We start from the raw sequence: 13,595 nt of genomic DNA, 5'->3' as shown, positions 1-13,595 counted from the left end.
GCTCCGGTTCAAGAAATTCGCCAGTTTCGACTCGTCCTGACGTGAAGTCCACCGAAGTCCCAAGCCCATGATCAACCTGCCCCGCGACCGCATGGACCAAGTCGTCAAGCGTTTCGACATGCTCGAAGCGCAGATGTCGGCAGGGCCGACGGCCGATGCCTATGTCAAAATGGCTTCCGAATATGCCGATATCCAGGAGATGGTGGGCAAGATCCGGGCGCTGCGCGCCGCCGAGCAGGAACAGGCCGACCTCGAGGCGATGCTCGCCGACAAGAACATCGACGCCGAGATGCGGGCGCTGGCCGAGGCCGACCTGCCGGAGGTTAAGGAGCGCATCGAGGTGCTGCAGAAGGATATCCAGATTCTGCTCCTCCCCAAGGATGCCGCCGACGACAGGAACGCCATCCTCGAAATCCGCGCCGGCACCGGCGGCGACGAGGCGGCCCTGTTCGCCGGCGATCTGTTTCGCATGTATGAGCGCTACGCCGCCTCGCGCGGCTGGCGTTTCGAGGTCGTTTCGGCAAGCGAAGGCGAAGTCGGCGGCTACAAGGAAATCATCGCCTCGGTGTCGGGCAAGGGCGTGTTCGCGCAGCTGAAATTCGAATCCGGCGTGCATCGCGTGCAGCGCGTGCCGGAAACCGAGGCCGGCGGGCGGATCCATACCTCGGCGGCGACGGTCGCCGTACTGCCCGAGGCCGAGGAGGTCGATATAGATATCCGGGCAGAGGACATCCGCATCGACACCATGCGCGCGTCCGGCTCCGGCGGGCAGCACGTCAACACCACCGATTCGGCGGTGCGCATCACGCATCTGCCGACCGGCATCATGGTGGTGCAGGCGGAAAAGTCGCAGCACCAGAACCGGGCGCGGGCCATGCAGATTTTACGGGCGCGGCTCTATGACCTGGAGCGCAGCCGCGCGGACGAGGAGCGCTCGTCGTCGCGAAAATCGCAGGTCGGCTCGGGCGACCGCTCGGAGCGCATCCGCACCTATAATTTCCCGCAGGGACGCGTCACCGACCACCGCATCAACCTCACCCTTTACAAGCTCGACCGGGTGATGATGGGCGAGCTCGACGAGGTGATCGACGCGCTGGTCGCCGACCATCAGTCAAAGCTGCTCGCCGACATGGGTATTGATGGCTGATCCTTTGCCCTCGGCACTTCGACCGCTGCTGCGCGCGGCGAGGGAGCGGCTCGCTGCCGCCGGCATTGCCGATCCGGCGCTCGATTCCAGGCTGATCGTCGAGCATTTTTCCGAAACCACGCGCACCCAGGCTATCGCGGAGCCGGGCCGAACGGTGGATTCTGCGGCTCTTGTGGCAATCGAGGCGGCCCTGAGGCGTCGCGTCGCAGGTGAGCCGGTGCATCGCATTCTCGGCTATCGCGAGTTCTATGGGCTGCGGCTGTCGCTGTCGCCGGACACGCTGGAGCCGCGCCCCGATACCGAGACGCTGGTCGACGCGATCCTGCCCTTCGCCAAGTCGACGGCCGAAAGGCTTGGCCAGTGCCGTCTTCTCGATCTCGGCACCGGAACCGGCGCAATCGCGCTGGCGGTGCTCAGCGCGATTCCGGCGGCGACCGCGACCGGCGTTGATATTTCGCCCGGCGCGCTGGCGACCGCCACGCGAAACGCCGCGGATCTGGGGCTCGGCGGGCGCTTCAAGGCCTTGCGTTCCAACTGGTTCGAAAAAGTTTCGGGCCGATACCATTTAATTACCGCGAATCCACCCTATATACCCAGTCGAGACATTGGAAATCTGCAGGACGAGGTCCGCGATTTCGATCCACGCCAGGCCCTCGATGGCGGTGTGGACGGGCTGATCCCCTACAGGATCATCGCCGGAGAGGCGGAAGGATTTCTGGAAGCGCAGGGCAAGGTAGCGGTCGAGATCGGCCATACGCAGCAAAGCGAGGTGACCGCAATCTTCGCGGCAGCCGGCTACAGGCTGTCGGAGGCGCGACGCGATCTTGGCGGAAACGACAGGGTTCTGGTGTTTGAGCGTTGAAAGCCCTGATGCAGTGCGAAAAAACGCTTGGCAATATTAGGGAATGCAGCTAGGTTCCGGCTTAACCGGATGAGACGAAGCAGGCAGTGCTCTTAGCGATTCGGTTTTCCTTGGAAATAGCTGCCTCCTTGCGCAAACGACGCCCATGCTTCGTGCGGGAATCGTCCGGCAAGTGATGTAACCGGAACAGGATGGCACGTGGCGCCAACGCAATCGATGCGGGCGAACGCCGGTGAAAAAACGAAACGGTCGGCTGCATGAGTGCCACCGTTCGCGACGAGTTTTAGAAAATTCACATGAAGAGAGTCGAATGAGGCCACAACAGCAGAACAGGCGCATGCGCGGTCGCAACAACAATGGCGGCGGTGGCAACAACAACCGCAAGGGGCCCAATCCCCTGACGCGCAACTATGAGAGCAACGGTCCGGACGTGAAGATCCGCGGATCGGCTCAGCAGATCGCCGAAAAATATGCCGCACTCGCCCGTGACGCGCAAAGCTCCGGCGACCGGGTGATGGCGGAGAACTATCTCCAGCACGCCGAGCACTACAATCGCATCATCGCGGCCGCGCAGGCGCAGATGCCCATCCAGAACGCCCAGCAGAACCGCGACGACTTCGATGACGACGTCGATGAGGATCGCGACGAGTTCGACACGGTCGGCAACGCAAATGCCGGCGAGTCGCAGGCCGCCGCGAACGGTTCCGGGCCGCAGCCGGTGATCGAAGGCACGCCGGCGGAACTCGCCTACAACCAGGAAAACGGCCGCGACAACAACCGGCGCGACAATAATGGTCGTGATAGGCACCGCGACCGCCGCAATGGCGGCTATGGCCAGTACGGTCAGAATGGTCAGCGCGGCGACAATGGTCAGCGAGAGCGCAGCGAACATGGCGGCCAGCAGATCGATCAGAGCCGCCGCAATGAGGCGCAGGCCAAGCCGGAGGGCTCCGCCGAAGACGGCGTTGCGGCCGAGCAGGCTCCGCTGTTCGACAGCTTCTCGCCTGCGGGCCTTGCTGCCCAGGCCGAGCGCAACGAAGCCGGCACGGACAATGGCGGTGGGCGTCGGCAGAGACGTCCACGTCGCGGTCGCGGCAATGCCGAGCAGGGCCATAGCGCCGAGCAGGGCAATGGCGATGAAAGCAATGCCGGCCGGGCGGACAGCGCCGCCGATGGCGGCAACGTCGCGGACAGCGGCAGCGCGACTGCCGCCAAAGAGGCAAATGCAGCGCCGAGCGAGAACGGCGCCGGTGAGCCGGCAGGCGGCGCCGGCGAGCCGGCAGTCGCCGACGCAGATAGCTGACCGCAGGTCTATTTCCAGGCAATTCGAACGGCGGAGAGGTTTCTCCGCCGTTTCTCGTTGTGCGTGCCTAAAGCACGTCGCCTGAATCCGTTTCAGCGCGACGCGCTTTCGTTTCCTTGCATGGCGGTAATTTGTGCGCTAATACTGAACCATATGGTTCGGTATATCAAGACCCGCCTCGATGCTTCATTCGCCGCGCTCTCGGATGCGACCCGACGCGGCGTGCTGGAGCAGCTCGGCCGTGCGGACGCTTCGATCACGGAACTGGCCGAGCAGTTCCACATGACCCTTACGGGCATGAAGAAGCACGTCGGTGTCTTGGAGCAAGCGGGGCTCGTCAGCACGGAAAAGGTCGGGCGTGTGCGGACCTGCAAGCTCGGCCTGCGCGGGCTGGAGCAAGAGGCGGCATGGATCGAGAGGTACAGCCAGCTCTGGGACGCACGCTTCGACGGGTTGGACAAGGTGGTCGAGGAACTGAAACGAAAGGAGAAGGTCGATGGACGCAAGCAAAGCGAGTGAGGCCACACCGATGCAGAACCGCACGACTGTGGAACGGACGTCGGACCGCGAGCTCGTCGTCACGCGAACCTTCAACGCTCCGGCGCGCATCGTGTTCGAGGCGTGGACCAAGCCTGAGCTGTTCAAGCAGTGGTGGGCGCCGAAGTCGATGGGAATGGTGCTGCGTTCCTGCGAGATGGATGTCCGTGTCGGGGGCAGGTACCGTTTGGCGTTCGGCCACGATGGCTCAAACCTTGACGAGTTCTTCGGCAGGTACATCGAAGTGACACCGCAGTCGCGCCTCGTCTGGACCAATGAGGAAGGCGGTGAGGGTGGACCCGTCACGACGGTGACCTTCGAGGAAAAAGGTGGCAAGACGCTGCTGGTCCTGCACGAGCTCTATCCCTCGAAGGAGGCTCTCGACGCTGCCGGCACCGGTGCGGCGGAGGCGATGGGCGAGACGTTCGGGCAACTGGACGAGCTTCTCGTCACCCTGGGCGCGAGCGGTGGACGATCATGAAGCCGTCGATGTCGCGCGTCACGCAGCCGCAGCATTTAAGCCCTTGTTTTAATGCCTAATATTCGCCCAAAACCGCTGCGCGCTTCGGGCGACCAGGCCCTAGAATATTCTGCGCTGACCGAGATCAGGGCGTCTTGAGAGACCTGAGCTGATACACCATATCTCGGCTGAACAGGACTCGGCTCGAATGAGCGGGTCCGTCACCGCAATCTGATCCGGTGCCGCAAAGCGGGCCGGTGATGGAAGGAGACATACATGAATACGGAGAAATATTCCGAGCGCGTGCGCGGTTTCATCCAGTCCGCGCAGACCATGGCGCTCTCGCGCAACCACCAGCAATTCACTCCCGAACATATGCTCAAGGTGCTCGTCGATGATGACGAGGGCCTTGCCGCGTCTCTGATCGAGCGCGCCGGCGGCAGCATTCGCGACGTGAAGCTCGGCGTCGAGGCGGCGTTGGAGGCTATGCCCAAGGTCGAAGGCGGCAACGGCCAGCTCTATCTCGCCCAGCCGCTTGCCAAGGTGTTTTCGACCGCAGAGGAACTGGCCAAGAAGGCCGGCGACAGCTTCGTTACCGTGGAGCGGCTGCTGCAGGCGCTCGCCATGGAGAAGTCGGCGAAGACCGCCGACATCCTGGCCAAGGCCGGTGTCACCGCGCAGGCGCTGAACCAGGTTATCAACGATGTCCGCAAGGGCCGCACCGCCGATTCGGCCAGTGCCGAGCAGGGCTACGACGCGCTGAAGAAATACGCCCGCGACCTGACCGCGGATGCGCGGGCGGGCAAGCTCGACCCGGTCATCGGCCGCGACGACGAGATCCGCCGCACCATCCAGGTGCTGTCGCGCCGCACCAAGAACAATCCCGTGCTGATCGGCGAGCCCGGCGTCGGCAAGACGGCGATCGCCGAAGGCCTGGCGCTGCGCATCGTCAATGGCGACGTGCCGGAATCGCTGAAGGACAAGCGGCTGATGGCGCTCGACATGGGCGCGCTGATTGCCGGCGCCAAGTATCGCGGCGAGTTCGAGGAGCGGCTGAAGGCCGTGCTGTCGGAAGTCACTTCCGCCGCAGGCGGCATCATTCTGTTCATCGACGAGATGCACACACTGGTCGGTGCCGGCAAGGCCGATGGCGCGATGGACGCCTCGAACCTTTTGAAGCCTGCGCTGGCGCGCGGCGAGCTGCACTGCGTCGGTGCGACTACGCTCGACGAATACCGCAAGCATGTCGAGAAGGACGCGGCGCTCGCCCGCCGCTTCCAGCCCGTTTTCGTCGACGAGCCGACGGTCGAGGACACTGTCTCGATCCTGCGCGGCTTGAAGGAGAAATACGAGCAGCACCACAAGGTGCGCATCTCCGATTCGGCGCTGGTTTCGGCCGCGACGCTTTCCAACCGCTACATCGCTGACCGTTTCCTGCCGGACAAGGCGATCGACCTGGTGGACGAAGCCGCATCGCGGTTGAGGATGCAGGTCGATTCCAAGCCCGAGGCGCTGGATGAGATCGACCGCCGCATCATGCAGCTCAAGATCGAACGCGAGGCGCTGAAGGTCGAGACGGATGACGCCTCTAAGGACCGGCTGACCAAGCTGGAGAAGGATCTGGCCGACCTCGAGGAGCAGTCGACCGAGCTGACCGCCAAGTGGCAGGCCGAAAAGCACAAGCTCGGCCTTGCCGCCGACCTGAAGAAGCAGCTCGACGAGATGCGCAACGAGCTGGCGATTGCCCAGCGCAAGGGCGAGTTCCAGCGCGCCGGCGAGCTTGCCTACGGCAAGATCCCGGAGCTGGAGAAGAAGCTCAAGGAAGCCGAAGCCCAGGACGGTAAGGCCGGCATGGTGGAAGAGGTGGTCACGCCTGACCACGTCGCCCATGTCGTGTCACGCTGGACCGGCATTCCGGTCGACAAGATGCTTGAGGGACAGCGCGAGAAGCTGTTGCGTATGGAGGACGAGATCGGCAAGCGCGTCGTCGGCCAGGGCGAGGCGGTGCAGGCGGTCTCCAAGGCCGTGCGGCGCGCCCGTGCGGGTCTGCAGGATCCGAACCGGCCGATCGGCTCGTTCATGTTCCTGGGTCCGACCGGCGTCGGCAAGACGGAGCTCACCAAGGCGCTCGCCGCCTTCCTGTTTGACGACGAGAGCGCCATGGTGCGCATCGACATGTCGGAGTTCATGGAGAAGCACTCGGTCGCCCGGCTGATCGGCGCGCCTCCCGGCTATGTCGGCTATGAGGAGGGCGGCGCGCTCACCGAAGCGGTGCGGCGCCGGCCCTACCAGGTCGTGCTGTTCGACGAGATCGAGAAGGCGCATCCGGACGTGTTCAACGTGCTGCTCCAGGTGCTCGACGACGGCCGGTTGACCGACGGTCAGGGCCGCACGGTCGACTTCCGCAACACGCTGATCATCATGACGTCGAATCTCGGCGCCGAATATCTGGTCAATCTCCGCGACGACCAGGACGTCGATGCCGTGCGCGACGAGGTGATGGGCGTGGTGAGAGCCTCGTTCCGTCCGGAGTTCCTCAACCGCGTCGACGAGGTGATCCTGTTCCACCGGCTGCGCCGCCAGGATATGGACCGCATCGTCGAGATTCAGCTCAAGCGGCTGGAGAACCTGCTTGTCGATCGCAAGATCACGCTGTCGCTCGATCACGATGCGATCGAGTGGCTGGCCGGCAAGGGCTACGATCCGGCCTATGGCGCCAGGCCGCTGAAGCGGGTGATGCAGAAGGAACTGCAGGATCCACTGGCGGAGAAGATCCTGCTCGGCGAAATCCTCGACGGCTCGACCGTCAAGGTCACCGCCGGTTCCGATCGCCTGAACTTCCGTTCGAAGCCGACGGTGGTGGCGGCTGAAGCCGCCGCCTGAGTCGAGCCGGGGCATGTGACCGGAGCCATTCCAGGAAAAGCGCTTGGCGGTTTTCCGTCCGAATTGCGCAAACAAGGATACGAGGAGCGCGTCGCATCCGGCAGGGGCGGCGCGCTCTTGCTTTTCCACAGCGCCCTGCTGCAGAACCGGGCTTGATTGCGGTTCCCGGAGGCCGATTCCAATGAAGCTCGAGGACTATAACGGCTTCTGCGCCACGCTGCCCGCCACGACCCATGTCGTGCAGTGGGGCGGGGCTCACGTCTGGAAGGTCGGCGGCAAGGTGTTCGCGATCGGCGGCCATGACCGGGAAGGCGAGGTCTTCGTTACCTTCAAATGCTCCGACATGGCCTTTGACGTGCTGAAGGAACAGCCGGGCTGTCGGCCCGCGCCCTATCTCGCGTCGCGCGGCATGAAATGGATCCAGCGCCAGACAAGCCAAAGCGTGGATGATGCCGCGCTGAAGGACTACCTGCGCGAAAGCCACCGCCTGGTCGTGCTGAAGCTGACGAAACTGGCGCGCAGCGAATTGGGGCTGCACTGACATTCGGTTGGGGACCATGGTGAAACGCCGGAAATCCGCCATCTTCATGCCCGGTTCATATTGGAACCTTAGTTTTGGTAACTGGTTTGCTGGCGAAGGGTTCGCCCAGCAAGACCGAGCCGACCGGAGAGCCTGACCCACATGCTGCGCACGATCTTTTCCCTTTCGGCACTCGCGGCCGGGCTGGCGGCTTCCGGCGCGCTCGCAGCGCCGAGTCTGGAAGGCGCGCAGAAGACGGTTCGGTCCGCTCAGCACGGCGCGCTCCTGCTCGCCCAGGACGGCAATATCGACATCTACTACGATGCCAGGGGCAACCGGGTGCTTGTCGATGCCGATACCGGAAAGGTGATCGCCATCCAGCCGCCGCAGACCCGGCTCGATCGCCGGGCGCTGCGCCGTCAGCTGCGGATGCAGGAGCTCGGGCGTGCGCCCGTCGAGGACGACGACCGTTATTATCTCGACGATCCCGACGACATGGCCCGCTTCCGCCGCAGGCAGCTGGACGAGAACGGCCGGTATATCCCGCCGCCGGTCGACGACTACGATTCCAACAGCGGCAATTCCGTCGAGGCCTATCCGCCGGCGCCGAGCGACGAAGGGTATGCCACAACCTATCCGGAGGCGCCAAGGTCGGACACCATCAAGCGCGAGCCGCTGAACGAAGCATCGATCGAACCGCACCCTGGGCAGGGGGACGTGCTGCAAGTCAATCCGGAGACCCAGGCCGCGCTGCCGCCGGACACGGGCGGCAAGGCGACCGTCGATCCGTCGCTTTCGCTCGGCGTGCGCCAGGACGTGGCCGAACTCCAAGTGCTGCTCGACCGCGCCGGCGCCTCGCCGGGAGTCATCGACGGCCGCTTCGGCTCGAATGTCGACAAGGCCCTGGCCGCCTACAACCAGATCACCGGCAGCAATCTGAAATCGACCGACTCGGCCGCCATCAAGGCGGCGCTCGCCCAGTCGGGGGGCGACGCCTTCGCCTCCTACACGATCACGCCCGAGGACGTGGCCGGACCCTATGTCGCCTCGATTCCGGAAGATTACAGCCAGAAGGCCAAGCTCGACCGCATGGGTTACACCTCGGTCACCGAGGCGCTCGCCGAGCGCTTCCACATGGACGAAGGCTATCTGAAGTCGATCAACAAAGGCCTTGACTTCAACCGTCCCGGGACCATCGTCAAGGTCGCCAATTTCGGCCAGCTTGTGTCGACGCCGGTTGCCCGCATCGTCGCCGACAAGGACAAGAAGGAAGTTTTCGCTTATGACGCGGCCGGCAAGCTGGTCGCGGCCTATCCGGCCACCATCGGTTCGGCCGACACACCGTCGCCCACCGGCATCCACACCGTGTCGCGCATCGCGCTCGATCCCAATTACACCTATAATCCCAGCATCAATTTCAAGCAGGGCCAGAACGACAAGATCCTGACCATCCCGCCGGGGCCGAACGGTCCGGTCGGCTCGGTCTGGATCGCGCTGGACAAGCCGACCTACGGCATCCACGGCACGCCCGATCCTTCCAAGATCGGCAAGACCGAAAGCCACGGTTGCGTGCGCCTGACCAACTGGGATGCGCGAGAGCTCGCCAAGCTGGTGTCGCCTGGCGTGACGGTCGAGTTCGTCGGCGGGTCTTCAGTCGATGATTTTGCGCAGCAATGAGCCGCGCAGGGCGGTTGCATAGATCCGCTGCATCGCCAGGATGAACCCGCGCTGAGCAGCGGGTGATGAGGCATAGGCTGGCTCTTCCCCTTCTGGAATGACGGGCCGGAACCTACCACGCGACGGCTCGTTTGCATTTACGATGGCTACCTTCCTGGCCATGCCGTCAGACCAAACTGGTTTCAGAACTGCAATCTTCTGGCTCGTTGTTACCGATACGCCGGAGAGCTAAGCAGGTTTTCATGCCTTCCTCGAGTGAAGCCACAGCCGATTCGCTTTCGGCCGCGACGCGCGCGAACGGCACCTTTTGCCCGCAGACGCAGCGCAAGTTCGTGCTGGTCGCGGCAATTCTGGCCTCGGCGCTCGGCTTCATCGACGGTTCGATCCTGGCGATCGCCATGCCGGCCTTGCGCGTCGATCTCGGCGCCAGCCTGGCGCAAGCGCAATGGATCTCCAACGCCTATGCGCTGACGCTTTCGGCGCTGATTCTGGCCGGTGGCGCCGCCGGCGACCGATTCGGCCTCAGGCGCGCATTCGTGACCGGCATAGCGGTCTTCATCGCGGCGTCGCTCGCCTGCGCGCTGGCGCCCAATCCGGCAATGCTGATCGTGTTCCGCGCCATCCAAGGCGTCGGCGCCGCCATCATGGTGCCGGGCAGCCTCGCCATCATCGCCAAGGCCTACCCCAAAAAGGAGCGTGGCCGGGCGATCGGCATCTGGGCCGCGGCCTCGGCGCTTACCACGGCGCTCGGGCCGGTGCTCGGCGGCTTCGTGCTATCGACTTTCGGCAACGGCGTCTGGCGCACGATCTTTGCCGTCAACCTGCCGCTCGGACTGGTTTCGATCTATCTGCTGCTCGCCAAGATACCGGCGGACCAGCCGACCGAAAAGCGCAGCCTCGACCTCGGGGGCGCCGCGCTCGCCACGCTCGCCTTCGGGGCGCTGGCCTATGGGCTGACGGCGATGAACGCCGAGGGCGGCGGGATAATGGCCGGGCCGGCGATCGTCGCCGGCGTCGTCCTGCTTTTCATTTTCATTCTCTATGAGCGCTGGCAGCGCGAGCCGATGATCGATCTCGGCCTGTTTCGCATCGGGGCCTTCGCCGGCGCCAATCTCGCGACCTTCTTCCTCTATTTCGCGCTGTCGGCGAACCTGTTCTACCTGCCCATGGTTCTGATCGCGGGCTGGGGCCTGAGTTCGGCCGAGGTCGGCTTCATCTTCCTGCCGCTGTCGGCATTGATCGCGCTGCTGTCGGGGCCGGTCGGCCAGTGGTCCGACAAGATCGGCCCGCGCCTGCCGATCGCCGCCGGCAGCTTGGTCGTCGCCATCGCCTTTGCCGGCATGGCCCTGCTCGCCCATGCCGGGATCCACAATTTCTGGACCGGGACCTTTCCGCTGATGGCGGTGATGGGGCTCGGCATGGCGCTCGTCGTGTCGCCGCTGTCGACGGCGATCATGACCTCCGTCGAGGACAAGGACACGGGCGCGGCATCCGGCATCAACAATGCCGTCTCGCGCATCGGCGGCCTGATCGCGGTGGCGGCGATGGGCTCGCTCGCGGCTTTCGTCTATGCGCGATCGACCGGCAGCCCTGCCGGCATGCCCGGTTTCGGCGAACCGCCGGCGTCCGGGCTCGCGGCCAATCTCGACGCGTTGAGGATTGCGGCAAGCGATTCGGCCTTTGCCGCGGTCGCCGCCGTCACGACGCTGCTTTGCCTGCTATCGTCGATCCTCGCCTGGCTCACCGTGCCCGGACAGGCGCTGCCCTGGCCACGGCAGACGGGCGATTCGCCGGATTAGTTGGGAAGCTGCGAATCGGTCTTGGCGCTGGCGACCTTCAGCGAATTTCCGTCTTCCTGCTTGAGCAGGTCGTCGATACGCTCGCGCTCGCGCTTGAAGGCAACGAGATCGTCGCCCTTCAGCACCTTGCCGACCGGCAGGCGGACGCGCATTGGGTCGACCTTGGTGCCGTTGACGATCAGCTCGTAGTGGAGGTGCGGGCCGGTGGCGAGGCCGGTCTGGCCGAGATAGCCGATGACCTGGCCCTGACGCACGCGCACGCCCGGCTCGATCCCTTTGGCGAAAGCGCTCTGGTGATTGTAGGAAGTTTCGTAGCCATTGGCGTGGCGGATGATGATCTGCTTGCCGTAGCCGCCGGCCCAGCCGACCTTTTCGACGACACCGTTACCGGCGGCGATGATCGGCGTGCCGATGGGCGCGGCCCAATCGACGCCGGTGTGCATGCGCACATATCCCAGAATCGGGTGCCGGCGCGCGCCGAAACCGGAGCGGAACTTGCCGGCGGGCAGCGGATTGCGCAGCAGGAATTGCTCGGCGCTCGACCCGTTCTCGTCGAAATAGTCGGTGCCGCCGTCCTGCATCTGGAAGCGGTAGAAATTGCGCGTCTGGCCGCCGAAGGTGGCTGAGACGTAGAGAAGCTCAGAACTGTCGGAGGTCTGGTCGTCGCCGTCGGGCTGCGAAAACAGGACCTCGAGACGGTCCGACGGCGAAAGCCGCGACTGGAAGTCGACGTCCGAGGCAAGAAGCTTGATCAGCTTCTGGGTCATCGATTTCGACATGCCGTAGGAATAGGCGGCTCGATAGATGCCGTCATAGACGTTGGGCAGATTGCCGCGCACCACCACCGGCTGCGAATCATCGAACGCCGTCAGCAACTCGGGATTGGGCTCCGGCTCCTGCGCCGGCACGAACTGTCCGCGATCGTCGAGCGCGATGGTCACGATATGCGTGGTGCGGTCGTAAACGCTGGTGCGGACCACCTTGGCAACGTCGCCTCGCACCTCCAGGCCGACGCGCAGCACCGTTCCGGCCTTGAGCGCCGTCGCGTTCAAGAGCTTGCCGATCGCTTCCGACATGCCGGTGGCGTCATCGCCGGTGTAGCCCGAATCAGCGAAGGCCTCGGTGATATCGGTGTCCTCGGTGAAAGGGATGATTTCCTCGGCGAAGGCCGGCGTCTGGTCGTCCGGCGTGGCGCGCGGCGCCACCGAGACGTTCTCCGGCGTGATCTTGACGTCGTAGGAACCCGCCATGCTCTCGGCGAAGGCGTCGCCGAAGCGCTGCGGGTCGACATAATGAAGCGCCGCAACCTGGACGGCGCCGTCGCTCAGGCCGTTGCCGGCTTCGCGCACTACCTTTTCCACCTCGTCGGCGGAGAGGTCGCTCTTTTCGTCAAAAGATGCCGTCTCGATCGGGAAGTCGAGCGTCTTCAGGCTCATCTCGCTTTCGACCTTGGCGCCATAGATCTGGCCCGCGACCGCCGTGGCGGAAGCCGGCTGAGCGTTGTCGTCGCCGTCGTCGCCGAAGACCTGCATCGGGTCGAATGGCGGGTAAGGACGGCTGGTGGTGTGGCCGGCCGCGAGCGCCATCTTGATCTGCACGAACGGCATGGTGTGGATGACGTCGCGGTCGCCGACCTTGGTGACCATCGACACTTCCATGCGCCGGCGGTCCTTGGCCCTGGCGATCTGGCGCGGCGCGACCAGCCTTGTCGTCTTGGCCTGCTCGCCGGAATCGTCGCCGCCGCTGGCGAGGTTGATGAGCTCGGCGATTTCAGGCGGTGTCGCCAACTGCTGGCGACCATCAAGGGCCGCGAACAAGGCCACGCCCATCAGCACGCTCGAGGTCACCCCGGTCAGGAACGTGCCCGAAAGCCAACGTGCCGAAACCTCGCGGCGGTCAGGCGGACCGCTGCGGCCGTCCGCGATCAGCGGCGGCTCGTTGCCGAGTTCGGCTATGACATCTTCCGTGTCTGGCATCCAGAAAGGCTGCTTCTTCCCCGGGCGAAACGGCTTGTCGTTGTTCGTTGCGGCCATGACATTTGCCTGTCGCAGCCAGTGAAGTCAAACGAAGCGGCAAGCCAGGGCCGATATCCCCAATCACACGTCTCTTAGAAACGCGGCTCTTGTCGTCTGCAGTCGAGGCTCTCACGCGTACGCGGGCGCCTTGCTTGTATGTCCGGTGTCCGACCGCAATGCGGCGGCAATAGGGCTTGGTGCGGACGGCTGCGGACGTGCCGCAGGGGCGGTTGGCTGGCGAAACATAGCCGTCGAAAAATTTGTCGCAAAAAATTCAAAAAAGTTCGAAATCGGTGTTGACGGTTCGAGTAACCCCCGACTATATACGCCTCACCAACGAGGGCGGCGCGCCGCTGGCGGCCGAGAAGTTCGCTTCTGAATCTGCCCTCTGT

10 protein-coding genes are annotated in these 13,595 nt (G+C 64.3%); 9 read left to right on the top strand and 1 reads right to left on the bottom strand.

Features of this window, described 5'->3' with window-relative positions; translation table 11 throughout:
• Window positions 1-67: 67 nt before the first annotated feature.
• The 9 genes from prfA (at window position 68) to P9217_RS24795 (ending at window position 11,188) form a co-directional block, all read left to right on the top strand.
• Window positions 68-1,147: a peptide chain release factor 1 gene (gene prfA / locus P9217_RS24835; protein ID WP_127325524.1), complete on the top strand. Its 1,080-nt coding sequence runs from the start codon at window positions 68-70 to the stop codon at window positions 1,145-1,147.
• Window positions 1,140-2,009 carry a peptide chain release factor N(5)-glutamine methyltransferase gene (gene prmC, locus P9217_RS24830; RefSeq protein ID WP_278088018.1) on the top strand — a complete coding sequence of 290 codons (870 nt, stop codon included), beginning with the start codon at window positions 1,140-1,142 and terminating at the stop codon, window positions 2,007-2,009. The genes prfA and prmC overlap by 8 nt, the downstream gene beginning before the upstream one ends.
• Before the next feature lie 337 nt (window positions 2,010-2,346).
• Entirely contained in the window at window positions 2,347-3,312 is a 966-nt protein-coding gene (locus P9217_RS24825) for a DUF4167 domain-containing protein (RefSeq protein WP_082953662.1), read from the top strand.
• A gap of 153 nt (window positions 3,313-3,465) precedes the next feature.
• Window positions 3,466-3,831: a metalloregulator ArsR/SmtB family transcription factor gene (locus tag P9217_RS24820; RefSeq protein ID WP_278088019.1), complete on the top strand. Its 366-nt coding sequence runs from the start codon at window positions 3,466-3,468 to the stop codon at window positions 3,829-3,831.
• The gene (locus tag P9217_RS24815; protein WP_245307350.1) at window positions 3,809-4,330 is read left to right on the top strand and encodes an SRPBCC family protein; all 522 of its coding nucleotides are present in this window, start codon (window positions 3,809-3,811) and stop codon (window positions 4,328-4,330) included. The genes P9217_RS24820 and P9217_RS24815 overlap by 23 nt, the downstream gene beginning before the upstream one ends.
• A 255-nt stretch (window positions 4,331-4,585) precedes the next feature.
• Complete coding sequence (gene clpB / locus P9217_RS24810; protein ID WP_278088020.1) at window positions 4,586-7,192, top strand: ATP-dependent chaperone ClpB; 2,607 nt, start codon at window positions 4,586-4,588, stop codon at window positions 7,190-7,192.
• 181 nt (window positions 7,193-7,373) lie between these two features.
• Window positions 7,374-7,733 (top strand): MmcQ/YjbR family DNA-binding protein, encoded by a 360-nt coding sequence (locus P9217_RS24805; protein ID WP_066990072.1) that lies wholly within the window; start codon window positions 7,374-7,376, stop codon window positions 7,731-7,733.
• 141 nt (window positions 7,734-7,874) lie between these two features.
• The gene (locus tag P9217_RS24800; protein ID WP_067319043.1) at window positions 7,875-9,389 is read left to right on the top strand and encodes a L,D-transpeptidase family protein; all 1,515 of its coding nucleotides are present in this window, start codon (window positions 7,875-7,877) and stop codon (window positions 9,387-9,389) included.
• Between the two features lie 242 nt (window positions 9,390-9,631).
• Window positions 9,632-11,188, top strand: coding sequence for an MFS transporter (locus P9217_RS24795; protein ID WP_278088021.1), 1,557 nt, complete (start codon window positions 9,632-9,634; stop codon window positions 11,186-11,188).
• Here P9217_RS24795 and P9217_RS24790 read toward each other — a convergent pair.
• Window positions 11,185-13,164, bottom strand: a complete 1,980-nt coding sequence (locus P9217_RS24790; RefSeq protein ID WP_067319637.1) for a M23 family metallopeptidase — start codon at window positions 13,162-13,164, stop codon at window positions 11,185-11,187. The genes P9217_RS24795 and P9217_RS24790 overlap by 4 nt on opposite strands.
• Window positions 13,165-13,595 lie beyond the last annotated feature (431 nt).

This window comes from Mesorhizobium sp. WSM4989 (assembly GCF_029625795.1).
In the GTDB taxonomy this organism is placed as follows: Bacteria; Pseudomonadota; Alphaproteobacteria; order Rhizobiales; family Rhizobiaceae; genus Mesorhizobium.
The sequence above is the reverse complement of the archived record's forward strand: the minus strand, read 5'-3'. Positions and strand labels throughout refer to the sequence as shown.